This window comes from Nocardia sp. NPDC050712 (assembly GCF_040654295.1).
In the GTDB taxonomy this organism is placed as follows: Bacteria; Actinomycetota; Actinomycetes; order Mycobacteriales; family Mycobacteriaceae; genus Nocardia.
Window position 1 is genome coordinate 1,211,269 of sequence record NZ_JBFAHT010000003.1, and the last position, 26,274, is coordinate 1,237,542.

The window sequence follows — 26,274 nt, forward strand, 5'->3', positions numbered from 1 at the left end:
CCGGAGGGCTAACTCAGCGGGCGACGGCTTCGGACGCGGACAGCCCGCGATCGGCTTCGCTGAGCGGACGCCGCGGCGGGGCGGCGACCAGAGTCAGCAGGGTCGCCTCGGGGCGGCAGCAGAAGCGGTACGGGGCCCACGGTGAGGTGCCGACACCCGCGGAAACATGCAACTGGGTGTGATCGCCCCACTTCGAGGCGCCCTTCACCCGGGACTTGTCGATCCCGCAGTTGGTGACGAGCGCGCCGTAACCGGGCAGCACCAGCTGGCCGCCGTGGGTGTGGCCGGCGAGAACCAGGTCGTAGCCGTCCTCGGCGAACCGGTCCAGGACGCGCGGCTCGGGGGAGTGGGTCAGGCCGATCCGCAAGTCGGCCAGCGGGTTCGGCACGCCGGCCACGGTGTCGTAGCGGTCGCGCTGCAGATGCGGATCGTCGACGCCGGCGGTGGCGATGCGCACGCCCGCCACCTCGAGGTCGCGGCGCACGTGGGTGAGATCGAGCCAGCCGCGCTCGGTGAACGCGGCGCGCAGATCCTGCCAGGGCAGCGGCGCGCCGTAGACCCGGCAATGGTCCTTCTTGAAGTACTTGAGCGGGTTCTTCGGCACCGGCGCGAAGTAGTCGTTGCTGCCGAAGACGAAAAGACCCGGGCGGGAAAGCAATCCGCCCATCGACTGCACGACCGAGGGCACCGCCTTCAGATGCGACAGGTTGTCACCGGTGTTGACGACCAGATCCGGCTCCAGCCGATCCAGCTCGCGCAGCCACTGCTGCTTGAGCTTCTGGCCGGGCGTCATGTGCAGATCGCTGATATGTAGCACCCGCAGGCTCGACGAACCCGTCGGCAATACCGGCATGGTGGCCTCACGCAGGACGAACGCGTTGCGTTCGATCAATGAGGCATAACCGATTCCGGCCACCGCGGCCCCGGCGGCTCCCAGCGCGGTGCGGCGGACGGCGGAAGTCGAAATCACGGGCATTTGCCCAGCATAGGTGAGGCCCCTGCGAACCGCCGAGTGTGTTTCCGCACAAGGGTGTGTTCCCCGCGTGTGCCGCTAAATGTGGTGGGCGCGCGGCGGGCCAGCGGCTAGCGTGTGGGCCATGTCGGAACTCAAAGCGAGGTTGCGGACGGATATGACCGCCGCGATGAAAGCCAAGGACACCCTGCGCCTGTCCACCTTGCGCATGCTGCTGTCCGCGATCCAGAACGCCGAGGTCGCGGGTTCGGAGGCGCGCGAACTCTCCGACGCCGACGTCATCGTCGTGCTGCAGAAAGAGGCGAAGAAGCGCAACGAGTCCGCGGAGATCTACGCCCAGAACGGCCGCGGCGAGCTGGCCGCGAACGAGCACGCCGAGGCCCGGATCATCGACGAGTACCTGCCGACGCAGCTCACCGAGGCCGAGATCGCCGATCTCGCCGACACCGCCATCGCCCAGGTCGCCGAGGAGAACGGCGAGCGCCCGGGCATGCGCCAGATGGGCCAGGTCATGAAGATCGCGACCGCGCTGGCCGAGGGCAAGGCCGACGGCTCGCGCATCTCGGCGGCGGTCAAAGCCCGCCTGTAGATCCTGCGAAAACGAAACCGCCGACCCGGTGTTCCGGGTCGGCGGTTCTCGTTTCGGGCTACCTGGGCCACCAGGGCGGCAGCGGCAGGCCGGGTGGCAGCGCCGGCGGCGGGGGCGCGGGGCCCGGCGCCGGTGTCGGCGCGCGCTGGGTGCCGTCACTGATGTAGATCGTCACCACCGAGCCCGGGATCGCCGACCCGTTCGGCGCGGTGCTCATCACCGCGCCCTTAGGCAGCGGGCCCTCCTTGGTCACGGCCGAAGCCTGGAAGCCGGCGGCGGTCAGCGCGGAGGTGGCCTCGCCCTGTGTCAGGCCGACGACATCGGGCACCTGCGCGTTGTTGGAGCCGCGCACGTACTTGTCGTCCAGCGGCGGCAACGCGGGCGGCGGGAACCGATCCTGCACGCCCTTGATCGAGTTGAACCAGGTGCGGGCCGGCTCGTTACCGCCGAACAGGTTGCCGCTGCCGCAGTTGCGCAGCGGGTAGGAGCAGATCTCGCCGGGTGTCGGGCTGTCGCCGTAGATGTAGGTGGCGGCGGCCAGCGAGTTGGTGAAGCCGAGGAAGGCCGAGGAGCGGTGGCTCTCGGTGGTACCCGTCTTTGCCGCGACCGGAGCGTTCCAACCCGTCGAGGAGGCCGCGCCCGAGGCGGTGCCGCCGGGATCGTGGTCCTTGCCCATGGCATTGGCCAGGGTATTCGCCAAACCGGGCTCGACCACCTGCTCGCAGGCCTGCTGGGACAGCGGCACCGGCTTGCCGGTGCGGTCGACGACCTCGCGGATCGGGTTCGGCGGGCACCATTTGCCGCCCGAAGCCAGTGTCGCGGCCACGTTGGACAGTTCCAGCGGGTTGATCGCGGCCGGGCCCAGGGTGAACGAGCCGAGGTTCTGGCTCTTCACCATCTCGGCCAGGCTCTGGTTGCCGAATCCGGAGGTGCCGGGCTCGGTGTAGGAGCGCATGCCCAGCCGGATCGCCATGTCGACGGTCGGGGTGACGCCAACGGCCTGGATCAGCTTGACGAACGCGGTGTTCGGTGAGGTCGCGAGCGCTTCGGTCACCGACATCGGCGACTTGTACTTGCCCGCGTTCTCCACGCAGTAGGTCTCGGGCGGGCAGCCGCGGGCGCCGCCGTTACCCATGCCCTTCGCGTCGAACCGGCCGGGGACGTCGAGCTGGGCGTTGATGCCCATGCCCTTCTCCATGGCCGCCGCGGTGGTGAAGAGTTTGAAGACCGAGCCCGCGCCGTCGCCGACGAGCGAATAGGGCTGGGGCTGCATGGTTTCGTTGGCGTCGCGGTTGAGCCCGTAGGTGCGGCTCGAGGCCATCGCCACCACGGGGTGCGAGTCCTGGCCCGGGGCGACCACCGACATCACCTGGGCGATGTCGTCGAGGTTCGGGTTCGCGGTCTCGTTGATCGAGCGCTTCACCGAATCCTGCACGGCCGGATCGAGCGTGGTCTTGATCAGGTAGCCGCCCTTGTCGATCTGATCGCGGCTGATACCGGCGTTGGCCAGGTACTGCACCGCGTAGTCGCAGAAGAAGCCGCGATCGTTGGCCGCGATGCAGCCGCGCGGCAGGCCCTTGGGCTCGGGCAGCACGCCGAGCGGTTCCAGCTTGGCCTTGCGGAATTCCTCGGCCCGGCTGGGGATGTTCTGGATCATGGTGTCCAGCACGGTGTTGCGACGCTCGAGCACGCCGTTGGTGTTGGTGTAGGGGTTCAGCTTGGAGCTGGACTGCACCATGCCGGCCAGCATCGCGGCCTGCGGCACCTTGAGCTCGGCGGCGTCGACGCCGAAGTAGGTCTTGGCGGCGTCCTGGATGCCGTAGGAGGAGTTACCGAAGGGCACCAGGTTGAGGTAGCGGGTGAGGATTTCGTCCTTGGTGAGCTCGCGGTCCAGCGTGAGCGCCATCCGGATCTCGCGGATCTTGCGGGCCGGGGTGGTCTCGATGGCGGCGCGGCGTTCGGCGTCGGTCTTGGCGACCACCAACAGCTGGAAGTTCTTGACGTACTGCTGGTCCAGGGTGGACGCGCCCTGCTGTACCTCACCGCTGCTGGTGTTGGTGAGGAACGCGCGCAGTGTGCCCTGCCAGTCCACGCCCGCGTGGTCGGCGAAGCGCCGATCCTCGATGGAGACGATCGCCAACTTCATGTCGTTGGAGATCTTGTCGCTGGGGACTTCGAATCGGCGCTGCTCGTACAACCAGGCGATCGGTGCTCCGGTCGTGTCCACCATCGTCGAGACGGCGGGCACGGTGCCCTCCACCAGCTCCGCGGACACGTTGTCCACGGCGTCGGCGGCGCGGTTGGAAACGAACCCGAAACCGCCTGCGAGAGGGAACAACAACCCGGCGACGAGCACCGCGGCCAACGCGCAGCTGCCGGCCAGCTTCGCGAGGGCCTGGGGGATGGAAGAAGGCGAAGCCGACGGTGTGGGTGAATTTGGCGTGATCGGCACGAACTCCAGCCTACGGGTAACCCCTCCAGGTCTCTTCGGTGTGTTTGCGACTTCTTCCGAACGCGGGGTTCCGCCGCCCGTTGGGCGTGTCGTCGCGCGGCTTGCCGCGTGTCGCGAGATGGCCGACACCGTGCCGACTCGACCGCCCGGTTCTCTATCACGTTTGCAGGGACGGTCGTACCAAAAAATCTCGAGACGGTCTTGCGCTAGCCCCATACCTTTACCTAGATTGAGAACCCAGTGTGATAGAGCTAACACTCAAAGTGGAATGTGGTGCAGTTCGCAGCGGGGTTCGGGTTGCTGCGATGTGTACGCGATTCTGGAGCGCCGTGACCCGGTGTTCGGACTGCAAAGGGGCACACCAAATGCACATGACAACCCCCATCGCTCGATTGGACGTAGAGCAGGCCGAAGCGCGAATCGCCTGGGTAGCCCAGGCTCGATGCAAGGAAGTAGATCCCGATCAGCTGTTCGTCCGCGGTGCCGCGCAGCGCAAAGCCGCCACCATCTGCCGGCACTGCCCGGTGTTGATGCAGTGTGGTGCCGACGCGCTCGACAATCGGGTCGAATTCGGTGTGTGGGGCGGTATGACGGAGCGGCAGCGCCGCGCGCTGCTGAAACAGCATCCGGAGGTGACGTCCTGGGCGGACTTCTTCCAGGCCCAGCGGCAACATCAGATCGCGATGTGAAGCCGGAAAGTTCGAGACCGAGCCCGCGGTGCGGGCTCGGTCTCGTTTTGTCCCATAGCAATTCGATCTGATAATCGAACGTTTTATCGATCAGACGGAGACCGGCTGGGCCCCGGTGAGCTGGTCACCGACCGCGCGCAAGGCCGCTAGATCCGATACCTCGAACGGTAACGCGGTCACCGGGGCGATCGGAACCCGCGGGTGCGCGCCGGTGAACCGATGCAGCAGATGCTGCTCCCGCTTGGCGGTCGCCATCCGCTGCGCGTGGATGCGCAGCACGGCCGCGGTCAGCGGATCCGCCTCGGACAACTGATCGGCGGCGGTCAGCGCGTGATCGCCGCGCAGCGTGCTCAGCGCCGGGTGGGTGCGGTTCAGCACCAGCCCGGCCAGCGGCATCTTCTCGGTCGAGAGCCGGTCCACGAAGAACGAGGCCTCGCGCAGCGCGTCCGGTTCGGCCGCGGCGATCACCAAGAAGTGGGTGCCCGGCTTGGACAGCATCGCGTAGGTGCGATCGGCGCGATCCTGGAAACCGCCGAACAGCGACTCCAGCGACTGCAGGAAGTTCGACGCGTCCTTGAGCATCTGCCCGCCGATGACCGTCGAGACCCCGCGCATGGCCAGGCTCATCGCGCCGGTCACGAACCGGCCGACGCCGCGGCCCGGCGCCATGATCAGCCGGATCATCTTGCCGTTGAGGAAGTTCCCGAGCCGCTTGGGCGCGTCCAGGAAGTCCAGGGCGTTGCGGGAGGGCGGGGTGTCGACCACGATCAGGTCCCACTCCCGGCGCCCGGCCAGCTGGCCGAGCTTCTCCATCGCCATGTACTCCTGCGTGCCGCCGAAGGAGGAGGCCACGGTCTGGTAGATCGGGTTGGCGAAGATCTGCTCCGCCTTGTCCGGGCTGGTGTGCTCGAGCACCATGTCGTCGAAGGTGCGGCGCATGTTCAGCATCATGGCGTGCAGCTCACCGGGCACGTCCGGGCCGAGTTCCACCTTCTGCGGCGAGTTGTCCAGGTCGGCGACGCCGAGTGACTGAGCCAGCCGGCGCGCCGGATCGATGGTGAGCACGACGACCTTGCGGCCCATCTCGGCGGCGCGCAGCGCGATGGCCGCGGCGGTGGTGGTCTTGCCGACCCCGCCGGAGCCGCAGCACACCACCACGCGCGCGGAGCGATCCTCGATGATCTTCGAGATGTCCAGCGGCTCGGTCATTTCACACCCTGTTTGCTCAAGTGCTCGGCCAGCTCGTAGAGGCCGCCGAGGTCCATCCCGTCTTCGAGCGCGGGCAGATACAGCTGCGGTACGTCGACCTTCTTCAGTTCGGTCGCGCTGGCATCCTGCGCGACCAGCGTCGCCGAATGCTCGACCGCCTCGGTGATCAGCCCCTCGAAATCGCTGTCGGAGAGGCTGATCCCGGCCTTGGCGAGCCCGGCGGCGATGGCCTCGCGGTCGATCTCGCCGGTGGCGGCGTGATCGCGCACCTCGGCGGGCAGTTGCCCCTCGGTGGCGCGGTTCACGATGACCGTGCCGATGTGCAGGTCGTTGGCGGTGAGTTCGGCGACCGCGTCGGCGGTCTCCTGCACCGGCAGCGCCTCCAGCAGGGTGACCAGATGGATCATGGTCTGATCCGAATGCAGCAGCTTGGACACGCCCTCGGCCTGCGAGGCGATCGGGCCGCCCTTGGCGATTTCCTTCATCGCCTGGGTGACGTCGAGGAAGCTGGCGATCCGCCCGGTGGGCGGCGCGTCCACCACGATCTCGTCGTAGGCCGGCTTGCCCGCCTTGTCCACCCGGACAACGCATTCCTTGATCTTGCCGGTCACGATGACATCGCGCAGGCCCGGCGCGATGGTGGTGACGAACTCGATCGCCCCCATCCGGCGCATGGCCCGGCCCGCGAAGCCCAGGTTGTAGAACATGTCGAGGTATTCGAGGAAGGCGTGCTCGATGTCGAGTGCCAGCGCGACCACCTCACCGCCGCCCTCGGCGGTGGCGATCCGCGTCTCGGTGGGCGGCAGCGGCGGCAGATCGAACAGCTGCGCGATGGATTGCCTGCTCTCCACCTCCACCAGCAGCACCCGCCGGCCACCGGCCGCCAGGGCGAGCGCCAGCGCGGCGGCCACCGTGGACTTGCCGGTGCCGCCCTTGCCGGAAACGTAGTGCAAGCGCGCCTTTTCGGCGCGCCCCGGCCATCCCGTTTCCAGCCCTGGCTCCGCCGAAATGGGCACTGCTGTTGGTACTCCCACGCTCGCGAGCCTATAACCCGTTTCGACTTCCTGCCCCAGGGATGCCGGTTGACGCGCGGCGTTTCGGCAGTTCTGTATCAGACAGTGAGACGTAGCTAACCTCCCCGGCCCGATCGGCATGAGGGGCACGCGCACGTCACGCCGTGGGAACGGCCCCATAGACTTCGCCCCATGAGTGACTTGACCGTGTGGGAGTACGCCACCGTTCCGCTTCTGACGCACGCGACCAAGCAGATCCTCGACCAGTGGGGCGCCGACGGCTGGGAGCTGGTCTCGGTGCTGCCCGGCCCGACCGGCGAGCAGCACGTCGCCTACCTCAAGCGCGCGAAGCAGTAACCATGACCGCCCCAGCTACAGAGTGGGAAGCCAACCTCGGCAAGCTCGGCCTGACGCTGCCCCAGGTGGCCGCGCCGGTCGCCGCCTACATCCCGGCGGTGCAGAGCGGTTCGCTGGTCTACACCTCGGGCCAGATCCCGTTCGTGCAGGGTGAACTGCCGTGGATCGGCAAGGCCGGCGCGGAGATCTCGCTCGAGGACGCCGCCGAGGCCGCCCAGGCCTGTGCGCTGAACGCCCTGGCCGCGATCCACGCCCTGGTCGGCCTGGACAACGTGGTGCGGATCGTGAAGGTCACCGGATTCGTCGCCTCCGCCCCGGGTTTCACCGATCAGCCGCTGGTCATCAACGGCGCCTCGGAATTCCTGGGTGAGGTCTTCGGCGCGGCGGGCGTGCACGCGCGTGCCGCCGTCGGCGTGGCCGAACTGCCCAAGGGCGTCCCGGTCGAGGTAGAGGTCATCGCCGAGGTGCGCTAGAAACAGGTTGGCGGGCAGCGAGTCCCGCCCAACCACGTCCGAGGGAACGCGATGACGCTGACACACCCCGCGTACGGGCAGCTGCGGCAGGTCACTCCGACCGCCGCGGTGCTGCTCGCGGAAAATCCCGGCCAGATGACGCTCGAAGGCACCAATACCTGGATCCTGCGCGCGCCGGACTGTCCGGATTACGTGGTGGTCGACCCGGGGCCGAAGGACAAGGCGCACAGCGCGGCCATCGAAAAGGTCACCGGCGGCAACATCGCGCTCACCCTGATCACGCACCGGCACCACGATCACACCGGCGGCATCGACCGCCTGGTGAAGCGGACCGGCACGCCGGTGCGCGCCGTCGACCGCGAGTTCCTGCGCGGCTCGGACACACCGCTGTCCGACGGCGAGGTGATCGAGGCGGCCGGCCTGCGCATCGAGGTACTGGCAACCCCCGGGCACACGGGGGACTCGGTGAGTTTCGTGCTCGACGACGCGGTGCTCACCGGCGACACCATCCTCGGCAGCGGCACCACCGTGCTCGACTCCACCGACGGCACCCTCGCCGACTACCTCGCCTCGATGGACCGCCTGCTGGCGGCCGGCACGGGCAAGGCGATGCTGCCAGCGCACGGGCCCGATCATCCCGATCTGGAGCCGGTCGCGCGGTACTACATCAAGCACCGGCACGAACGCCTGGAACAGGTGCGGGCGGCGCTGCGGGAGCTCGGGCCGGACGCGGGCGCGATGGCGGTGGTCCGCAAGGTCTATGCCGACGTCGACAAGCGACTCTGGCTCGCGGCCCGCAGTTCGGTGCAGGCCCAGCTGGAATACCTGCGCACCCACCCATAGTCGCGCACACCGAAGCCCGCCGGTTCGTCAGCGACGAATCGGCGGGCTTCGCGGTATGGAATTGACTGCTGCCGGTGGCCTCAGCGCGCGCGGCGCGCCAGCCGCTCGGAGTCCGAGATGAGAACGCTCTTGCCCTCCAGGCGAAGCCAGCCGCGGTGCGCGAAGTCGGCCAGGGCCTTGTTCACGGTCTCGCGAGAGGCGCCGACCAGCTGGGCGATCTCTTCCTGGGTCAGGTCGTGGGTGACCCGCAGGGCGCCCGCCTCCTGGGTGCCGAAGCGCTGAGCGAGCTGCAGCAGCGCCTTGGCGACCCGGCCGGGGACATCGGTGAAGATGAGGTCGGCCAGGTTGTTGTTGGTACGGCGCAAACGCCGGGCAAGCACGCGGAGCAGCTGCTCGGCGATCTCCGGACGCTGGTCGATCCACGCCTTCAGCGCGTCCCGGTCCATGGTGACGGCGCGGACCTCGGTGACCGTGGTTGCGGTCGAGGTACGCGGGCCCGGGTCGAAGATGGAGAGCTCGCCGAACATGTCCGACGGACCCATGATGGTCAGCAGGTTCTCCCGCCCGTCGGGGGATCGGCGGCCGATCTTCACCTTGCCGGACGTGATGATGTACAGCCGGTCGCCGGGCTCACCCTCATTGAAGATGACATGGCCGCGTGGAAAGTCCACGGGCTGCAGCTGCTTGGCGAGCGCGGCCACCGCGGTGGGCTCAACGCCTTGGAAGATGCCTGCTCTGGCGAGGGCCTCGTCCACGAATGTGCTCCTTATGGGAAATGGCTCTGTCCTGGACCGATGCGATCGGCCAACAGCGCAGTCTACGCGGCTTTACTGAACGGTAGTGACAGACACCACGTAAAGAGTGCATTGCGTTGAGCACTGCCCTGCGGTTATTGCGGACGATTAAAGCGTTTTAGTGGGACACGCCCGAGCGTCAACTAGCGCGGGCGACGTCCAATTCTTCACTGCGGGTCCGGCGCTTGCGCATCCGGGCCACCGCAGCGGGAAGTCCGAGCTTGGTCAGCTCTGTGACCTCGGCGTTGCTTGCTTTGTCCAGGTACTGCTGAACCTCGGGGTCGGGTTCCAGAAGTTTGCGGAGCCGATTCTCGACCCGCTCCATCACCAGCGCGAACAGCATCAACGCCACTGGGAAGAGCACCACAGCGAGTCCTTGCATACCGGGAAGTAAACACGGTCTAGGTCTCAGATGGAACACGGGAGGAGAACTGACCGGGCACCGTCGCTCGCCGGTTCCGTATGGTGGACGCGTGCGTGTCCCCCCCTCTGCAACCGCCGTCAACGGGTCGTCGCCGGACGCCGGGGCCCCCGACGCGCAGCCCGGCAAACTTGCCGCGCCGAAGCGCAAAACCCGGTCGCGACAGGCGGAAACCCAACTGGGTCTGGTCCGCCGGGCGCGCCGGATGAACCGGACACTGGCCGAGGCCTTCCCGGACGCGCACTGCGAGCTGGATTTCACCACGCCGCTGGAATTGGCGGTGGCGACAATTCTTTCGGCGCAGTGCACCGACGAGCGGGTGAATCTGACGACGCCGGCGCTGTTCACGAAGTATCGCGACGCCCGCGCCTACGCCGAGGCGAACCGCGCGGAGCTGGAGGAATACATCCGGCCCACGGGGTTCTTCCGGAACAAGACCAGTTCGCTGATCGGGCTCGGCCAGGCCCTGCTGGAAAATCATGAAGGTGAGTTACCTCACACTCTCGACGAATTGGTGAAGTTGCCCGGCATCGGCCGCAAGACCGCCAACGTCATTCTCGGCAACGCGTTCGGAGTTCCGGGTATCACCGTCGACACCCATTTCGGCCGGTTGGTGCGGCGCTGGGGCTGGACCACCGAGGAAGATCCGGTGAAGGTCGAGCACATCGTCGGCGCGCTGATCGAGCGCAAGGATTGGACGATGCTCTCGCACCGGGTGATCTTCCACGGCCGCCGCGTCTGCCAGGCCCGCAAGCCGGCCTGCGGGGCCTGCGTGCTGGCCGCCGACTGCCCGTCCTTCGGCGCCGGGCCGACCGAGCCCGAGGTCGCGGCCAAACTGGTGAAGGGGCCCGAGCGCGAGCATCTGCTCCGGATGGTCGGCCTGTGAAGCAGGTGCCCATCGCGGTGCGCTGGGTTTTGGTGGGATTGATCACGGTGGTGGCGCTCGCGGTGGCCCTGTGGCCGCGCGGCGGCGCTGCCGAGACCGGACCGGATCATCAGGTTCAGCAGACCGCTCAGGTCTCCGCGGCGCAGCGGGCCGCCGCCGGGCTCGCGCCCTGCCCGCAACCCGCGCCCGGCGCCACGGCTGCCGGTCCGCTCGCCGGCCTCACCCTCGACTGTCTGGCCGACGGCAAGCCCGTCGACCTCGCCGCCGCCCTCGCCGGCAAGCCCGCCCTGCTGAACCTGTGGGCCTACTGGTGCGGACCCTGCAAGGAGGAGCTGCCGGATCTGCAGCTGTACGCGCAGCGCGCCGGCGACGCGATTACCGTGCTGACTGTGCACAGCGATCCCCAGGCGGCGGCCGCACTGTCGATGCTGACCGACCTGCACATCACCCTGCCCGGCGTCCTCGACCCGAACGCGAGCCTGCGGACGGCGGTGCGCGCTCCCGGGGTGCTGCCGGTGTCGGTGCTGGTGCGCGCCGACGGGTCCATCGCCGAGGTGGTGGTGCGCCGATTCGCCGGTGTCGCCGACATCGCCGACACCGTCGCCGCGGAGCTCGGAGTTCGCGCGTGAAGCCCATGAGCGCTGCGAGCACCCGGGCGAGCATGAGATGGTCTACAGCGCAAGGTATCTCGCAGCAACCGCTGCGGAGGCGAATATCGGCGGCGGAGGTTGGTTTGCGCACGAGCACCGGAGTCGGCAGATGAACCTCGAGCCGCAGAACGCCCCGGCGTGGCTGCGTCCCGCGGTCGAGTCCGCGGATGCCGACGCTACCGACGCCCTGTCCCTGGCCCGTGCCATGCGCCGGGCCATGACCGTGCTCAAGGAGCCGCGCCAGGCCGCGGTCCTGGTGCTGTTCAGCGGTTCCGCCGCGGACGGCGAGCCCGCACTGCCCGGTGACGCGGACGTGCTGCTCACCCAGCGCGCGTCCACCATGCGCCAGCATCGCGGCCAGGTCGCCTTCCCCGGCGGCGCGGTCGATCCCGGTGATCAGGGCCCGGTCGACACCGCCCTGCGCGAGGCCTGCGAGGAGACCGGCGTCCGGCGCGAGGATGTCACCCCGCTGGCCGTGATGCCGAAGTTGTTCGTCCCGCCGTCCCGCTTCGACGTGACGCCGGTACTCGGGTACTGGCGCAACCCCGCCGAGGTCCGGGTGGTGAACACCGGCGAGACCGAGCGGGTGGTGCGGGTGCCGCTCTCGGAGTTGCTGGACCCGGCGAACCGGTTCATGGTGCACCGCACCGGCTATCGGAGCCCGGCCTTCCAGGTCGACGGGATGCTGGTCTGGGGCCTGACCGGCGGCATCCTGAACGGTATTTTCAAAAATGCCGGCTGGGAACTGGATTGGGACCAGAATGACGTCCGTGATCTCGAAGAAGCGCTGGCCGCATTGGGGATGACGTTATGACTTCTTCGGTGTGGCTCGACATCGCCGTCGTGCTGCTCGCGCTGCTCGCTGCCTCCTCGGGCTGGCGGCAGGGCGCGGTGGCCTCGGCCCTGGCGTTCCTCGGTGTGGTGCTCGGCGCGGTCGCCGGCATCCTGATCGCCCCGCACATCCTCAAGCATGTGGACGAGGGCCGCACCCGGGTGCTGGCCGGTGTGCTGCTGATCGTGCTGCTGGTGATCGTCGGCGAGGTGGCGGGCATGGTGCTGGGCCGGGCCGCGCGCGGCGGCATGCGGCATCCGTTCACCCGCAGCGTGGACAGCGTGACCGGCGCGGTCTTGCAGGCGGTGGCGGTGCTGGTCACCGCGTGGCTGCTGGCGCTGCCGCTGGCCACCTCCTCCCAGCCCGCGATCGCCACCGCGATCAACGGGTCCCGGGTGCTGGCCGACGTCAACCAGATCGCGCCGAACTGGCTGCGCAAGGTCCCGAACGAATTCTCCAAGCTGCTCAATACTTCCGGGCTGCCGGACGTCATCGGGCCGTTCGGCCGCGCGCCGACGGCGCCGGTCGCCGCACCGGATCCGAGCGTGCTGGCCAGCCCGGTCGCGGCCTCGCTGCAGCAGAGTGTGCTGCGCATCCGTGGTGTGGCGCCGAGTTGCCAGCGGGCGCTGGAGGGTTCGGGCTTCGTGATCGCCCCCGAACGGGTGATCACCAACGCGCACGTCGTCGCGGGCACCACGAGCGTCGCGGTGGACACTCCGCGCGGCCCGTTGGACGCGACGGTCGTGCTGTTCGATCCGTCCCGCGATGTCGCGGTGCTGAAGGTGCCGGGGTTGACCGCCCCGGCGGTGGATCGGGCGCCGGAGCCGGCGAACTCGGGGGAGAGCGCGATCGTGCTCGGCTACCCGGGCGGCGGCCCGTACACGGCCAGCGCGGCCCGCGTCCGCGAGACGCTGGACCTGACCGGCCCGACGATCTACCGCAACGGGACCGTCGAGCGTGAGGTCTACACGGTGCGCGGCCTGGTGCGCGCGGGCAATTCCGGTGGGCCGCTGGTGGATACCGAGGGCAAGGTGCTCGGCATCGTCTTCGGCGCCGCCGTCACCGACGACGACACCGGTTACGTGCTGACCCTCAAAGAGATCCAGCCCGACATCAGCGCGGCGGAAGCCGCGAACACCCCCATCAATACGGGAGCCTGCGTCCTGAGCTGAGCGCTCAGGCCAGGAACTTGGCGAGCTCGGAGGTCACGGCCTCCGGGTTCTCCTGGTGCGCGAAATGCGCCGCGTCGGCGATGGTCACCGGATGCGCCTGCGGCGCCCACCGGTGCCCGCGCTGGAAGGTGCGCGGCAGCACGTAGTCGTCGAGTTCACCGCGCAGCGCGAGCACCGGCACCTCGATCGGCACCCGCATGGTCGCCATGAACCGGCGGCCGTCCGGGCGCCACTGGCTGCGGAAGGCCCAGCGCTGATACTCCAGCGCGCAGTGCGCCGCACCCGGAATCTGGATGGCCGAGCGCATCCGCCGGGCGGTGTCGACGAATTCCTCGGTGCCCGACCAGGACCCGCCGACCCGCTGGCGCAGCAGCCGTTCCACCTCGAAGCCGTCGGCGGTGGTCAGCAGATGCTCCGGATAGCGGGGGAGCTGATAGCGCAGGAAGTTCGGCAGCCAGGCCCGGCGCTGACCGCCGTCGTGCAGCACCGCGTTCTTCAGCGCCGCCGGATGCGGGGAACTGACCAGCGCGATGGAGCGCACCAGCCGCGGATGCAGCACGGCGGTGGTCCAGCAGACCAGCCCGCCGTCGGCGTGACCGATCAGTGTCGCGTCGGTGTGGCCGAGCGCGCGGATGAGACCGGCGATATCGCCGGCCAGGGTCCAGCCGTCATAGCCGCGCGGTGGTTTGTCGGTGTCGCCGTAGCCGCGCAGGTCCACCGCGATCACGCGGTAGCCGAGCCCGGCCAGCTCCGTCAGCTGATGCCGCCAGGACCACCAGAAATCGGCGAATCCGTGCAGCAGGACCACCAGGGGTCCGTCCCCGCCGGTTTCGGCTTCGACGACGTGGAAGCGAATGCCGTTGGCATGCACATCCCGATGCGTCCACGGTCCGTCGTAACGAACGCTGGACGGGTCCGGAAAGTTGTTCGACGACACGCCGAGGAAGCCTAGTGGGCGAAACGGCTTACTTGTCGAGCGAGTAAGGCGTTTCGTGTGCGCTCGCACCGAATCCGCTGGGCAGCACGTTCTTGGCCTGCTTGAGCGAGTCGATGGTCTTCTCGGGTGCGCGCAGCTTCTTCACGCGCAACCAGCCGAGCAGCGCCAGCACCACGGTGGTGAGCACCATCAGCAGGAACACGATCAGGAACGCGGCCCAGCGCGCCAGCCACACGTCGAGCAACTCGCCGAGGAAGAAGAAAAAGAAGAAGCTGCTGAACAGCAGCACGGTCAGCGCCAGGATGAAGAAGACGCTGCCCTGCAAGCCCTTCTTGATCTCGCCGGTGACCTCGGCCTTGGCCAGTTCGACCTCGGCCCGCACCAGCGTCGACATCTGCTCGGTGGCGTCGCGGACCAGGGTGCCGAAGCTCGCCGATCCGGGAGGATTGGCGTCGGTCAGGGGAATTGCGGTCAAGGAGCGGTCGCGCGCGCCGTCATTCCCGTTGCCCTGTGCGAAACTCACTTCGTCGACCCTTCTTCCATGTCCCGGCTAGGCCTGGGGTGTGTGCTTTCTGCGTCGCGCCGCGCTTGGTGGACACGCCCACGTCGCAACAGTAGCGCCGAACCGGCGAGGGATGCCGCCATTGAGGTGACCAACACCGCGGCCTTCGCCAATTCGACAGAGCTGCCTTCCAGTGCAAGTTCTGCCACAAGCAGGCTAACGGTGAACCCGATCGCGCCCAGCACCGACAGGGCGAACATGTCGCGGTATTCCAGATCTTGTGGGCGTTTCGCGACGCCGAACCGGATTGCGAGCCAGCTGATCCCGAAGATGCCGATGATTTTGCCGAGCAGCAGGCCGAGGATGACGGCGAGGGCGAGCCGGTCGGTGAACAACTGCCCGAACACCTCGCCGTCCAGCGGAACCCCGGAAGCGAACAGGGCGAACAGCGGCACGCACAGCCCGGCCGAGATCGGCTGCACCAGGTGTTCGAGCCGGGTGGCGGGCGCTTCGGCTTCGCCGGGATCGGGTTTGACCCGGGTGAGCAGACCCAGCGCCACACCGGCCAGGGTCGGGTGGATGCCGGCCTCGTGCAGGGCGTACCAGCAGACCAGCGCGAGCGGAACGTAGACCAGGGGTGTCCGGATGCGCCGCTGCTGTGCCAGCCACCAGCCCGCGCAGGTGGCCGCCGCGGCGAGTAGCCAGAGCAGGGACACCGACGCGGTGAACAGCACCGCGATCAACAGGATCGCGAGCAGGTCGTCGACCACCGCCAGGCTGAGCAGGAAGACACGCGCGCTGGTCGGGACGCGCGAGCCGGTCATCGCGAGAACGGCCAGCGCGAAGGCGATATCGGTGGCCACCGGGATGGCCCAGCCCTTGTCCATGCCGGGCGCGCCGAAGCCGACGGCCAGCGCGATCAACACCGGCGTGACCACGCCGCCGACCGCGGCGATGATCGGCAGGGCGGCGCGGCGGCGGTCGGCGAGTTCGCCGACCACGAGTTCGCGTTTGACCTCCAGGCCCGCGACGAAGAAGAAGACCGCCAGCAAGCCGTCCTTGGTCCAGTCGGCGAGGGTGAGTTCCAGGTGCAGCGGCTTGATCGGGAGCACCGTCTCGGCGAGCGTCGTATAGCTCTCGCCCCACGGGGAGTTAACCCAGAGCAACGCGGTGGCCGCGGCGATCAGAAGGAGGGCGCCGCCTACGGTTTCGGTCCGTAGATAGCGGGTCAATTCCGAGCGCACTTGGTTGATCACGGGGAAACCTTCCGGCAGGGTGGGCAGAGCCGCGAACACCTATTCCTGCCGCGTGGGCGAGGGATGAGCGTCCGCACGCCGACCAGACTTCCCGGCACACCTTACGCAATCCTAACGGGTCGGGCCGGTGACCTTGACGGGTCACCGGCCCGGTTTGCCGCTCGTGCGTGTTTGCCGCCGGTGCTTACTTGCGCAGTCTGCGTCCCCGCAACCTGTGCGCGTCGGTCGGGGCTCAGGCGCGACTGGCCCGGATCGCCTCGAAGACGTTGGGGTCGACCAGGGTCGAGGTATCGCCCAGTTCCCGGCCCTCGGCCACGTCGCGCAGCAGGCGTCGCATGATCTTGCCACTGCGGGTCTTCGGCAGCTCGGGCACGACGTGGATCTCCCGCGGCCGGGCGATCGGGCTGATCGCGCGCGCGACCTCTGCCTTCAATTCCTCGACCAGCGCGGTGTCGGTGTCCGCGGTCTCGGCGGTGAGGATGACGAAGGCGACGATGCCCTGCCCGGTGGTCGCGTCGCTCGCGCCGACCACCGCCGCTTCGGCGACGCCGGAGTGGCCGACGAGCGCGGATTCGACCTCGGCGGTGGAGATGCGGTGCCCGGAGACGTTCATGACGTCGTCGACGCGGCCGAGCACCCACAGGTCCCCGTCGGCGTCGAGCTTGGCGCCGTCGCCGGCGAAGTACCAGCCCTGCTGGGCGTAGCGCTCCCAGTAGGTGGCCCGGTAGCGATCCATGTCGCCCCAGATCCCGCGCAGCATGGACGGCCACGGCTGATCGAGAACCAGGTAGCCGTTGGCCTCGGTCTCGCCGAGTTGCACCGGCTTGCCCTCCTCGTCGACGACCGTCGCCGAGATGCCGGGCAGCGCGGTCATGGCCGCGCCGGGCTTGGCGGCGGTGACGCCGGGCAGGGGCGAGATCATGATGGCGCCGGTTTCGGTCTGCCACCAGGTGTCCACGATCGGGGTCTTGTTGCCGCCGATGACTTCCCGGTACCAGCGCCAGGCTTCGGGGTTGATCGGTTCACCGACCGAGCCGAGCAGACGCAGCGAGGACAGGTCGTGGGCGGCCGGAATCTCCCGGCCCCACTTCATGAAGGTCCGGACCAGCGTGGGCGCGGTGTAGTACAGGGAGACCTTGTACTTCTCGACGATGTTCCAGTGCCGGTGCTCGTCCGGGAAGTTGGGCGTGCCCTCGTAGACCACCTGGGTGGCCCGGTTCGACAGCGGTCCGTAGACGATGTAGGTGTGCCCGGTGACCCAGCCGATGTCGGCGGTGCACCAGTAGACGTCGTGTCCGGCTTTGTGATCGAAGACATTGTGGTGGGTGTAGGAGGCCTGGGTCAGGTAGCCGCCGGTGGTGTGCAGGATGCCCTTGGGCTTTCCGGTGGTGCCGGAGGTGTAGAGGATGAACAGTGGGTGCTCGGCATCGAACGCCTGTGCCTCGTGTTCGGGCGAGGCCTGCGCGACGGTCTCGTGCCACCACAGGTCCCGGCCGTCGGTCCAGGGCACCTCGATCTCGGTGCGCCGCACCACGAGCACGTGTTCGACGCTGTGCGGCACATCGCCGTTCGCGTAGAGCGCCTCGTCGACGGCTTCCTTGAGCGGTGCCGCCTTGCCGCGCCGCCACTGGCCGTCGGTGGTGATGATCAGCCGGGCCTGGGCGTCGTCGACGCGCTGGCGCAGCGCGGTGGGGGAGAAGCCCGCGAACACCACCGAGTGCGTCAGGCCCAGACGCGCGCAGGCCAGCATGGCGATGATCGCCTCGGGCACCATCGGCATGTAGATCGCGACCCGGTCCCCGGCTTCCAGCCCGAGCTCGGTCAGATAGTTTGCGGCCCTCGATACTTCGGCCAGCAATTCGTTGTAGGTGAGGTCGCGGGAATCGCCCGGCTCGCCCTCCCAGTGGATGGCGACCTGGCCGCCGTGCCCGGCGAGCACGTGCCGGTCGACGCAGTTGTAGGCGACGTTGAGTTTGCCGTCGACGAACCATTTCGCCACCGGCGCGTCCGACCAGTCCAGCACCTGCGACCAGCGTTCGTGCCAGTGCAGCCGGTCGGCCTGCGCGGCCCAGAACTTGTCGCGGTCGGCCTCGGCCTGCGCGTAGAGGTCGGCGTCCGCGTTGGCGGTGGCGGCGAACTCCGGCGACGGCGGGTACGAATCCTGGTGATCGGCAGTGGTTTCGGTCATCTCTTCTCTTCTTTCCACGTAACCTGAGCGCACGATTCGATGCGGCCAAGCTCGACAGTAACCAACGGGGCTTGCCGCCGTGTCGAGTGTGTCCACCAGGTTTCAAAAGATCACGGCCGGGGAAACTCGGCTGTGAGGTGAGCCGACCCGTGGAACCTTGAGAAGCCTCAGGTGTAGGCATTGTTCCGGCGGATGGGCGATATTCGCGCGATAATTTCTGTGTAACGGCTATTCCACCGTATTTGTAAATTGTGGGATGAACCTTGCTCGATCCCAGGACAGGACTGTCCAGGATGGTTAACCTCCGATGCATCCTGGGGGATCGGCCAGGGTGCGTCGGTGCTGGACCGTGCGTATGCCACCGGTCCCCTCGCACCTGAGATCGGGAGTTGCGTTGAGATTCAACAGAGCAATCGCGCTGACCGCGGCAGCACTGGTGGCCACAAGCCTCGGGCTGACCGCTTGTTCTTCGTCGGACGACAGTGCCGGCGCCGGCATCGTCAAGGTCAACGGCGGTGAGCCACAGAACCCCTTGGTGCCCTCCAATACGAACGAGAACATGGGTGGTCGCGTCGTCGACCGCCTCTACTCCGGCCTGAAGTTCTACGACGGTGACGGCAAGGCGCGCAACGAGGTAGCCGACAAGATCGAGACCTCGGATCGCAAGAACTACAAGATCACGATCAAGGACTGGAAGTTCACCGACGGCACCCAGGTCAAGTCGAAGAACTTCGTCGACGCCTGGAACTACGGCGCCCTCGGCACCAACGCCCAGCTGCAGAGCTACGTCTACAGCTCGATCGTCGGCTTCGACGAGGTGTCCTCCGATCCGCCGAAGGCCCAGACCATGAAGGGCCTCAAGGTCGTCGACGACAAGACCTTCACCGTCGAGCTGACCCAGCCCTCCATCGACTTCGAGCTGAGCCTGGGCTACGCGCCGTTCTATCCGCTGCCCGATGTCGCGTTCAAGGACATGAAGGCCTTCGGCGAGGCGCCGGTCGGCAACGGCCCCTACAAGTTCAAGACCTGGGAACACAACGTCAAGATCGATCTCGACGTGAACCCGGACTACCAGGGCGGACGCCCGGCCAAGAACAAGGGCCTGCAGTTCGTGCACTACCAGTCCTTCGACACCGCCTACGCCGATCTGCAGGCCGGCAACCTGGACGCGCTCGACACCATCCCGGCCAGCGCCCTGGCGACCTACAAGAACGATCTCGGCGACCGCGCGATCACCAAGCCGACCGCGCAGAACCAGCACATCGGCATCCAGACCAGCGTTCCGCACTTCGGCGGCGAAGAAGGCGTGCTGCGCCGCAAGGCCATCTCGATGGCCATCAACCGCGAGCAGATCATCGACAAGATCCTGCGCGGCACCCGCAAGCCCGCCCTCGACTTCACCGCGAGCACGCTGCCCGGCTTCAACGGCAACCTGCCCGGCGTGGAGAACCTGAAGTACAACCCGGACGAGGCCAAGAAGGTGTGGGCCCAGGCCGACGCCATCTCCCCGTGGTCGGGCAAGTACGAGTTCTCCTACAACTCCGACGGCGGCCACCAGGAATGGGCCGAGGCTGTCACCAACAGCATCAAGAACACCCTCGGTATCGATGCCTCCGCCACCCCGTTCCCGACCTTCAAGCAGATCCGGGACCTGGTGAACGCCAAGACCATCGGCAAGGCGTTCCGCTACGGCTGGCAGGGTGACTACCCGACCATGCTGCAGTTCCTCACCTCGCAGTACTTCAGCTTCTCCGACACCAACAACGTCGACTACAACAACCCGGAGTTCGACAAGCTGCTCTACGCCGCGCTGTCCGCGTCCAGCGAAGAGGAGTCCTACAAGCTGGTCGGTCAGGCGCAGGCGCTGCTGATCAAGGACATGGCCGACATCCCGCTGTGGGATTACATCGCCGCCGCCGGTATCTCGGACAAGATGAAGGCCGGCCCGCTCGCCTGGAGTGGCCTGTTCGACTTCGAGAACCTCGAACTGAAGTAATCGCCGCGCTGGAGCCGCACCGCCACTACTGGGGTGCGGCTCTCAGCCTTTTCCGGAGGAATACAGCTATGGCTTGGTATATCCTGCGGCGTCTGCTCCAGATGATCCCCGTGTTCCTCGGGGCGACGTTGCTTGTCTACGCGATGGTGTTCTTGATCCCCGGCGATCCCATCAAGGCGCTGGCCGGTGAGAAACCATTGACACCCGCGGTCGAGGCCACGCTTCGGGCGCGCTACAACCTCGATAAGCCCTTCCTGATGCAGTACGTGTACTACCTCAAGGGCATCGTGACCTTCGATTTCGGGACCGCGTTCTCCGGTCGCCCGGTGAAAGCCGAACTCGCCCGGGCCTTCCCGATCACCATCAAACTGGCCTTCATGGCGGTCGCCATCGAGGGCATCTTCGGCATCATCTTCGGCCTGGTCTCGGGCCTGCGCAAAGGCAAACTGTTCGACTCGACCATGCTGGTCGTCAGCTTGGTGATCATCGCGGTGCCGGTCTTCGTGGTCGGCTTCCTCGCGCAGTTCTTCCTCGGCGTGAAGTGGGGCATCGCCCCGGTGACGGTGACCGGTAAGGCCAGTTACGGCGAGTTGCTGGTCCCGGCGTTCGTGCTGGGGTCGCTGTCGTTCGCCTACGTGCTCCGGCTGACCCGGAACTCCGTGGCCGAGAACATGACCGCCGACTACGTCCGCACCGCGACCGCCAAGGGCCTGAGCCGGCCCCGGGTCATCACCGTGCACATCCTGCGCAACTCGATGATCCCGGTGGTCACCTTCCTGGGCGCCGATCTCGGCGCGCTGATGGGCGGCGCGATCGTCACCGAGGGCATCTTCAATATCCCCGGTGTCGGCGGCACGCTGTACCAGGCGGTCGTCCGCGGCGAACCGCCCACGGTGGTTTCGTTCGTCACCGTGCTGATCGTCATCTTCCTGGTGTCGAATCTTTTGATCGACCTGCTCTACGCCGCACTCGACCCGAGGATCCGCTATGCCTGACCTCGAGAAGAAACCGCCCGCCGATGCCCGGCCCGGGCAGGAGTACTACGTCGCACCGCCGGACGAGGTGGAGGTGCTCGCCACCGACAAGGTCGTCGACACCGGCACCCCCACGAGTATCTGGGCCGACGCGTGGCGGCAGCTGCGCCGTAATCCGATCTTCGTGGTCGCCACCCTGATGATCATGTTCGTCCTGGTGCTGGTGTTCTTCCCGTCGCTGTTCACCGACACGGACCCGCAATACTGCGACGGCGCCAACAGCATGGCCCCGCGCAGCTCCGGGCATCCGTTCGGGTTCGACAAACAGGGCTGCGACATCTACGCCCGAACCATCTACGGCGCACGGGCTTCGGTCGAAGCCGGCGTCGGCTCGGCATTCCTGTTCCTGATGTTCGGCGGCACGCTCGGGGCCCTGGCCGGGTTCTACGGCGGCCTGCTGGATTCGTTCGTGTCCCGCGTGGCGGAGATCTTCTACGCCATCCCGCTGATGCTGGCCGCGATCGTGATCATGCAGCTGCTCGAACAGCGCACCATCTGGACGGTGATCGTCATTCTGGCCCTGTTCACCTGGCCGCAGGCGGCCCGCATCGCCCGCAGCGCGGTGATCGAGGCCAGGAACAGCGAGTACGTCACGGCGGCAAAGGCATTGGGAGTATCCCGATTCCGGACGCTGCTGCGGCACGTGGTGCCGAACGCGGCCGGCCCGGTGATCGTGGTGACCACGATCTGGCTCGGCGTCTTCATCGTCACCGAGGCGACGCTGTCGTTCCTCGGCGTCGGTTTGCCGCGCTCGGTGGTTTCCTGGGGTTCGGACATCGCGCAGGCCCGCGTCGACATCCGCACCTCGCCGATCCTGTTCTATCCCGCGACCGCGCTGGCGTTGACCGTGCTGAGCTTCATCATGCTCGGTGACGCGGTGCGCGACGCGCTCGATCCGAAAGCCAGGAAGAGGTGACCGCCGCGATGGAGCCACTGCTCGAGATCAAGGACCTGAACGTCTGTTTCACCGCCGAGGGCAAGAAGATTCCGGCGGTGCGGGGGGTCAACCTCGCGGTGTATCCGGGGCAGACCGTGGCCATCGTCGGCGAATCGGGTTCCGGCAAGTCGACCACCGCACACGCGATCATCGACCTGCTGCCCGGCACCGGCGAGGTCACCTCCGGCACCATCACCTTCGACGGTAAGGATCTGACCGCCGCCTCCTCGAAAGACATCGTGGCGATACGCGGCAAGGGCATCGGCCTGGTTCCGCAGGACCCCATGTCGAACCTGAACCCCGTATGGAAGGTCGGCTTCCAGATCAAGGAAACCCTGGAGGCCAACGGAATCGCCAAGGGCAAGGAGGCCACCAAGCGGTCCGCCGAACTGCTCGAGGAAGCGGGGATGTCCGATGCCGCGCGGCGGATGAATCAGTATCCGCACGAGTTCTCCGGCGGTATGCGCCAGCGCGCGCTGATCGCCATCGGACTGTCCTGCCGGCCGAAACTGCTGATCGCCGACGAGCCGACCTCGGCGCTGGACGTCACCGTGCAGCGCCAGATCCTCGACCACCTGGACAGCCTGACCAGTGAACTCGGCACCGCGGTGCTGTTGATCACGCACGACCTCGGGCTGGCTGCGGAACGGGCCGAGCACCTGGTGGTGATGTATCGCGGCAAGGTGGTGGAATCCGGGCCGGCGTTGCAGATTCTGCGCAATCCCCAGCACCTGTACACCAAGAAACTGGTGAACTCGGCGCCGTCACTGGCCTCGCAGCGACTCTCGGCGGTACGTAAGCGCGCCGAGATTCGCGAGCAGGCGGTGGAAGTCGCCGAACAGGTGCTCGCCGAGGATCCGGCGATCGCGACCGTCACCGATGACGTGGTGATCGCGGACAACCTGACCAAAGCGTTCAAGATCCGGGGCAGCACGCCGTGGAAGTCGACGGATTTCATCGCTGTCGACAATGTGTCGTTCCGCCTGAAACGCGGCACCACCACCGCGATCGTGGGCGAGTCCGGGTCCGGCAAGTCCACCGTCACCCAGATGGTGCTCGGCCTGCTGGAACCCACCTCGGGCTCGGTGACCTTCGACGGGCGCGAGGTCGCCAAGCTGAACAGCAAGGACGCCTTCGCCTTCCGGCGTCGGGTGCAGCCGATCTTCCAGGACCCCTACGGCTCCCTGGACCCGATGTACTCGATCTACCGCACGATCGAGGAGCCGCTGCGCACGCACAAGATCGGCACCGCGAAAGAACGCGAGGCCACCGTGCGGGATCTGCTGGACAAGGTGTCGCTGCCGTCCACCGTGATGCGCCGCTATCCGAACGAGCTGTCCGGCGGGCAGCGCCAGCGCGTCGCCATCGCCCGGGCACTGGCCCTCAATCCGGAGGTCGTGGTCTGTGACGAGGCGGTCTCGGCGCTGGACGTGCTGGTCCAGGCGCAGATCCTGAATCTGCTCAACGATCTGCAAGCCGAATTGGGCCTGTCCTACCTGTTCGTCACCCACGATCTGGCCGTTGTGCGCCAGATCGCGGACAACGTGCTGGTCATGCAGAAGGGCGCGGTCGTCGAATCCAACACCACCACAGGGGTGTTCGACAGTCCGCAAACGGAATACACCCGGCGGCTGCTGGACGCCATCCCCGGTCGCGAGTTGCTCGCCGCGACCTGAGGCAGTGGACGAGCGCCCCGCTTTCTGGCGGGGCGCTCGTTCTGTCCGAGGTCCCGCTCGTCCTGGAACGGCGGATCGCCGACCGGTCCGCGGCACGGCCCGGCTAGCCTCGTCCTCGTGACCGACCCGCTACAGCCCCTCGTCGACCTGCCCGGCGTCCAGGATGCCGCCGACCGCGCCCGGGACGCGCTCGCGGTCGTGCACCGGCACCAGGCCAACCGGCGGGGCTGGCCGACCACGGCGGCCGAGGCGGCCGTGCGGGCCGCGCGTTCGTCGGCGGCGATCGACGGCGGCAGCACCGAGCTGCCGACGGCGGAGGGCGTGGTCGAGGACCCGATCCTGGCGGGATCCCTGCGTGTCGGCCAGGCTCTCGACGCGGACGCGCTGCGCACCCTGACCGGGGTCTGGCAGCGCGCGCCGCTGCAGGCGCTGGCCCGGCTGCACCTGCAGGCCGCCGCCGATCTGGTGACCGACGAGACCCTGCTGGGCCGCCCGCGCTCCGCGCCCGGCGTCGCCGAACGTCTGGACCTCTTGACACAGACGGTGCTCGCGACCCGCGCGCCCGCGCCGGTGATCGCCGCGGTGGTGCACGGCGAGCTGCTGACACTGCGGCCCTTCGGTACCGCGGACGGCATCGTCGCGCGGGCGGCCGCGCGGCTGGTGACCGTGTCGAGCGGCCTGGACCCGCACAGCCTCGGCGTGCCCGAAGTGTTCTGGTTGCGGCGCCGGCAGGCCTACCTGGACGCGGCCGCGGCATTCGGGACGGGGGAGCCGGACGCGGTGGGCGCCTGGGTCATCCTGTGCTGCGCGGCGCTGGAAGACGGGGCGCGCGAAGCCGCCTCGATCGCGGATTCGGCAGTGGGCTAGCGGCCCGGAGACATCAAAGCGGGCGGCGTAGTCGCTATTGCGACCGCACCGCCCGCGAAGCACGGACTACCCGGTTACCAAGCGTGCTAGGTGGGTTGTGTTTGCGGCCTCGGCGATAACTCGGACTCCCACGGTTCATCCCCGCAACCTGTGCGAGGCTCTCGCCGTAACAAACCGAATCTCGCAGGCCCACAACGCTTCTGCCATTGTCGCGGCGTGCTCCGCGTGGGTGCCTGGTGTCCGTGCTGGGAAGGTGGGATGGGAGACTGAATCTTCTCTTCCGATTCCGCCCAGGCCTTCCGTCCTTCCGTAGCTACCTTTTTACCACTGTGACCGGCGCCACTCAAGGGCTACAGAAACATCAGTTCATCGGCGTGTTGATCGGCGTTTCGTGGTTCAATGCCTGGTCGTCACGCGGCCGCGAAGATCTCAGCAAACGCTCTCGCTAGTCCTCGGCTGCACCGCCCAGCAGCACGGCGACCGCCGAACTGCCCGGCAGCTAAGGCTCAGCGGCGCTTACGCAGCAGCCGGTAGGAGATCGCGCCGGCCACCACCGCGCTCACGCCCACCGCCGCCGTCGCGGCAAGGGTGGTCGACGACGGCGCCTGGAATCGCGCCCACAGCGACACCGGATTGGAGAAGGTGAGCACCGGCCAATTCCGGGCCACCGCCTCGCGGCGCAGGTTGCGATCCGGGTTCACCGCCGTCGGGTGCCCTACCGCCTGCAGCATCGGCAGATCGGTCACCGAATCGGAGTACGCGTAGCACCGCGAGAGGTCGTAACCCTCACTGGCGGCCAGCTTTTCGATGGCCTGGACCTTGCCCTCGTGATAGCAGTAGAAGTCGACCGCGCCGGTGTACTTGCCGTCCTCGACGACCATGCGGGTGGCCGCGGTGTGCGAGGCGCCGAGCACTTGCGCGATCGGGGCGACGATCTCCTCGCCCGAGGCCGACACGATCACCACGTCGTGGCCCCGGATCTTGTGGTCGGCAATGAGATCCGCCGCCTCGGCGTAGATGAGCGGATCGACGAGTTCGTGAAGTGTCTCCGCCACAATGGATTTCACCTGTTCGACATCCCAGCCCGCGCACATCCTGGTCAGATGCTCGCGCATCCGCTCCATCTGATCGTGATCGGCGCCGGAGAGCAGGAACATGAAGTGGGCATAGCTGCTCTCCAGTACCGTGCGCCGGTTGAGCAGGCCCTGGGCGAAGAAGGGCTTACTGAAGACGTAGGTGCTCGACTTGGCGATCACCGTCTTGTCGAGGTCGAAGAAAGCGGCCACGCGCTCCCTGGGGATGTCAGGTTTGTCCGATGTCTGATCATCGTCGGCCGTCACCCGTTCAGAATAGGGCCGCGGCCACCGGAGTCGGGGACCCACGGTCCGCGGGTGCGCGAACGAGCGTGGGTCGTGGAACGATCGATCGTCTCCGCGCAGCGGGTGGCGCGAGGTTTGCCCGGAGGACGCCGGGCCGGTGACAGCGTCAAATTTCTCGAACGACGGACTTGCGTTCTGGCCCGGGCTTG

At 67.6% G+C, this 26,274-nt stretch carries 25 protein-coding genes; 14 read left to right on the plus strand and 11 right to left on the minus strand.

The window, feature by feature from the left end; genetic code table 11:
• Nucleotides 1–13: 13 nt before the first annotated feature.
• A complete protein-coding gene (locus tag AB0H76_RS25990; protein ID WP_357329001.1) occupies nucleotides 14–976 on the minus strand; it encodes a metallophosphoesterase in 963 nt (320 codons plus the stop codon).
• A gap of 121 nt (nucleotides 977–1,097) precedes the next feature.
• Here AB0H76_RS25990 and AB0H76_RS25995 point away from each other — a divergent pair, with 121 nt between their 5' ends.
• Entirely contained in the window at nucleotides 1,098–1,562 is a 465-nt protein-coding gene (locus AB0H76_RS25995) for a GatB/YqeY domain-containing protein (protein ID WP_357329004.1), read from the plus strand.
• 58 nt (nucleotides 1,563–1,620) lie between these two features.
• Here the strand turns inward: AB0H76_RS25995 and AB0H76_RS26000 are convergent, their stop codons facing one another.
• Complete coding sequence (locus tag AB0H76_RS26000; protein ID WP_357329007.1) at nucleotides 1,621–4,014, minus strand: penicillin-binding protein; 2,394 nt, start codon at nucleotides 4,012–4,014, stop codon at nucleotides 1,621–1,623.
• A 365-nt stretch (nucleotides 4,015–4,379) separates the two neighbouring features.
• On the opposite strand from AB0H76_RS26000, the gene AB0H76_RS26005 reads away from it, so the two are divergent.
• The gene (locus AB0H76_RS26005; RefSeq protein WP_054816825.1) at nucleotides 4,380–4,703 is read left to right on the plus strand and encodes a WhiB family transcriptional regulator; all 324 of its coding nucleotides are present in this window, start codon (nucleotides 4,380–4,382) and stop codon (nucleotides 4,701–4,703) included.
• Between the two features lie 90 nt (nucleotides 4,704–4,793).
• On the opposite strand, the gene AB0H76_RS26010 is transcribed toward AB0H76_RS26005, so the two are convergent.
• Both AB0H76_RS26010 and AB0H76_RS26015 read right to left on the minus strand, forming a co-directional pair.
• Nucleotides 4,794–5,912 (minus strand): ArsA family ATPase, encoded by a 1,119-nt coding sequence (locus AB0H76_RS26010; protein ID WP_357329010.1) that lies wholly within the window; start codon nucleotides 5,910–5,912, stop codon nucleotides 4,794–4,796.
• Nucleotides 5,909–6,928 carry an ArsA-related P-loop ATPase gene (locus tag AB0H76_RS26015; RefSeq protein WP_357329012.1) on the minus strand — a complete coding sequence of 340 codons (1,020 nt, stop codon included), beginning with the start codon at nucleotides 6,926–6,928 and terminating at the stop codon, nucleotides 5,909–5,911. The genes AB0H76_RS26010 and AB0H76_RS26015 overlap by 4 nt, the downstream gene beginning before the upstream one ends.
• 189 nt (nucleotides 6,929–7,117) lie before the next feature.
• Here AB0H76_RS26015 and AB0H76_RS26020 point away from each other — a divergent pair, with 189 nt between their 5' ends.
• The 3 genes from AB0H76_RS26020 to AB0H76_RS26030 are packed head-to-tail and all read left to right on the plus strand — an operon-like array spanning nucleotide 7,118 to nucleotide 8,598.
• Complete coding sequence (locus AB0H76_RS26020) at nucleotides 7,118–7,282, plus strand: DUF4177 domain-containing protein (RefSeq protein WP_357329015.1); 165 nt, start codon at nucleotides 7,118–7,120, stop codon at nucleotides 7,280–7,282.
• 2 nt (nucleotides 7,283–7,284) lie between these two features.
• Nucleotides 7,285–7,755, plus strand: a complete 471-nt coding sequence (locus tag AB0H76_RS26025) for a RidA family protein (protein WP_357329018.1) — start codon at nucleotides 7,285–7,287, stop codon at nucleotides 7,753–7,755.
• Nucleotides 7,756–7,806: 51 nt separating this feature from the next.
• On the plus strand, nucleotides 7,807–8,598 hold the full coding sequence (locus AB0H76_RS26030) for an MBL fold metallo-hydrolase (protein ID WP_357329021.1): 792 nt from the start codon (nucleotides 7,807–7,809) through the stop codon (nucleotides 8,596–8,598).
• 80 nt (nucleotides 8,599–8,678) lie between these two features.
• Here the strand turns inward: AB0H76_RS26030 and AB0H76_RS26035 are convergent, their stop codons facing one another.
• A complete protein-coding gene (locus AB0H76_RS26035) occupies nucleotides 8,679–9,353 on the minus strand; it encodes a Crp/Fnr family transcriptional regulator (protein ID WP_019044571.1) in 675 nt (224 codons plus the stop codon).
• 178 nt (nucleotides 9,354–9,531) lie between these two features.
• Nucleotides 9,532–9,759, minus strand: a complete 228-nt coding sequence (locus AB0H76_RS26040; RefSeq protein WP_356974592.1) for a hypothetical protein — start codon at nucleotides 9,757–9,759, stop codon at nucleotides 9,532–9,534.
• A 232-nt stretch (nucleotides 9,760–9,991) separates the two neighbouring features.
• Here AB0H76_RS26040 and nth point away from each other — a divergent pair, with 232 nt between their 5' ends.
• From nth to AB0H76_RS26060, 4 genes are all read left to right on the plus strand, one after another.
• Nucleotides 9,992–10,699 carry an endonuclease III gene (nth, locus tag AB0H76_RS26045; RefSeq protein ID WP_357329902.1) on the plus strand — a complete coding sequence of 236 codons (708 nt, stop codon included), beginning with the start codon at nucleotides 9,992–9,994 and terminating at the stop codon, nucleotides 10,697–10,699.
• 5 nt (nucleotides 10,700–10,704) lie between these two features.
• Nucleotides 10,705–11,328 (plus strand): TlpA disulfide reductase family protein, encoded by a 624-nt coding sequence (locus tag AB0H76_RS26050; protein WP_357329904.1) that lies wholly within the window; start codon nucleotides 10,705–10,707, stop codon nucleotides 11,326–11,328.
• 130 nt (nucleotides 11,329–11,458) lie between these two features.
• Entirely contained in the window at nucleotides 11,459–12,163 is a 705-nt protein-coding gene (locus AB0H76_RS26055; protein WP_357329024.1) for a CoA pyrophosphatase, read from the plus strand.
• Nucleotides 12,160–13,353 carry a MarP family serine protease gene (locus tag AB0H76_RS26060; RefSeq protein ID WP_357329027.1) on the plus strand — a complete coding sequence of 398 codons (1,194 nt, stop codon included), beginning with the start codon at nucleotides 12,160–12,162 and terminating at the stop codon, nucleotides 13,351–13,353. Before AB0H76_RS26055 ends, AB0H76_RS26060 begins: the two co-directional genes overlap by 4 nt.
• A gap of 4 nt (nucleotides 13,354–13,357) precedes the next feature.
• Here the strand turns inward: AB0H76_RS26060 and AB0H76_RS26065 are convergent, their stop codons facing one another.
• From AB0H76_RS26065 to acs, 4 genes are all read right to left on the minus strand, one after another.
• Complete coding sequence (locus tag AB0H76_RS26065; protein WP_357329030.1) at nucleotides 13,358–14,290, minus strand: alpha/beta hydrolase; 933 nt, start codon at nucleotides 14,288–14,290, stop codon at nucleotides 13,358–13,360.
• A gap of 28 nt (nucleotides 14,291–14,318) precedes the next feature.
• Nucleotides 14,319–14,813 (minus strand): phage holin family protein, encoded by a 495-nt coding sequence (locus AB0H76_RS26070; RefSeq protein ID WP_357329033.1) that lies wholly within the window; start codon nucleotides 14,811–14,813, stop codon nucleotides 14,319–14,321.
• Nucleotides 14,810–16,048, minus strand: a complete 1,239-nt coding sequence (gene nhaA / locus AB0H76_RS26075; protein WP_357329035.1) for a Na+/H+ antiporter NhaA — start codon at nucleotides 16,046–16,048, stop codon at nucleotides 14,810–14,812. Before nhaA ends, AB0H76_RS26070 begins: the two co-directional genes overlap by 4 nt.
• A gap of 232 nt (nucleotides 16,049–16,280) precedes the next feature.
• Nucleotides 16,281–18,236 (minus strand): acetate--CoA ligase, encoded by a 1,956-nt coding sequence (gene acs / locus AB0H76_RS26080; protein ID WP_357329038.1) that lies wholly within the window; start codon nucleotides 18,234–18,236, stop codon nucleotides 16,281–16,283.
• A gap of 394 nt (nucleotides 18,237–18,630) precedes the next feature.
• Here acs and AB0H76_RS26085 point away from each other — a divergent pair, with 394 nt between their 5' ends.
• The 5 genes from AB0H76_RS26085 to AB0H76_RS26105 all read left to right on the plus strand — a co-directional run bounded on the left by AB0H76_RS26085 (nucleotide 18,631) and on the right by AB0H76_RS26105 (nucleotide 24,746).
• Nucleotides 18,631–20,232: an ABC transporter substrate-binding protein gene (locus tag AB0H76_RS26085; RefSeq protein WP_357329041.1), complete on the plus strand. Its 1,602-nt coding sequence runs from the start codon at nucleotides 18,631–18,633 to the stop codon at nucleotides 20,230–20,232.
• A 68-nt stretch (nucleotides 20,233–20,300) separates the two neighbouring features.
• Entirely contained in the window at nucleotides 20,301–21,227 is a 927-nt protein-coding gene (locus AB0H76_RS26090; protein WP_357329043.1) for an ABC transporter permease, read from the plus strand.
• Complete coding sequence (locus AB0H76_RS26095; RefSeq protein WP_357329046.1) at nucleotides 21,220–22,182, plus strand: ABC transporter permease; 963 nt, start codon at nucleotides 21,220–21,222, stop codon at nucleotides 22,180–22,182. The genes AB0H76_RS26090 and AB0H76_RS26095 overlap by 8 nt, the downstream gene beginning before the upstream one ends.
• An 8-nt stretch (nucleotides 22,183–22,190) precedes the next feature.
• Complete coding sequence (locus AB0H76_RS26100) at nucleotides 22,191–23,879, plus strand: ABC transporter ATP-binding protein (RefSeq protein ID WP_357329049.1); 1,689 nt, start codon at nucleotides 22,191–22,193, stop codon at nucleotides 23,877–23,879.
• 117 nt (nucleotides 23,880–23,996) lie between these two features.
• Nucleotides 23,997–24,746 carry an oxidoreductase gene (locus AB0H76_RS26105; RefSeq protein WP_357329052.1) on the plus strand — a complete coding sequence of 250 codons (750 nt, stop codon included), beginning with the start codon at nucleotides 23,997–23,999 and terminating at the stop codon, nucleotides 24,744–24,746.
• Between the two features lie 506 nt (nucleotides 24,747–25,252).
• On the opposite strand, the gene AB0H76_RS26110 is transcribed toward AB0H76_RS26105, so the two are convergent.
• Nucleotides 25,253–26,086 (minus strand): HAD-IB family hydrolase, encoded by an 834-nt coding sequence (locus AB0H76_RS26110; protein ID WP_357329054.1) that lies wholly within the window; start codon nucleotides 26,084–26,086, stop codon nucleotides 25,253–25,255.
• Nucleotides 26,087–26,274: the final 188 nt, after the last annotated feature.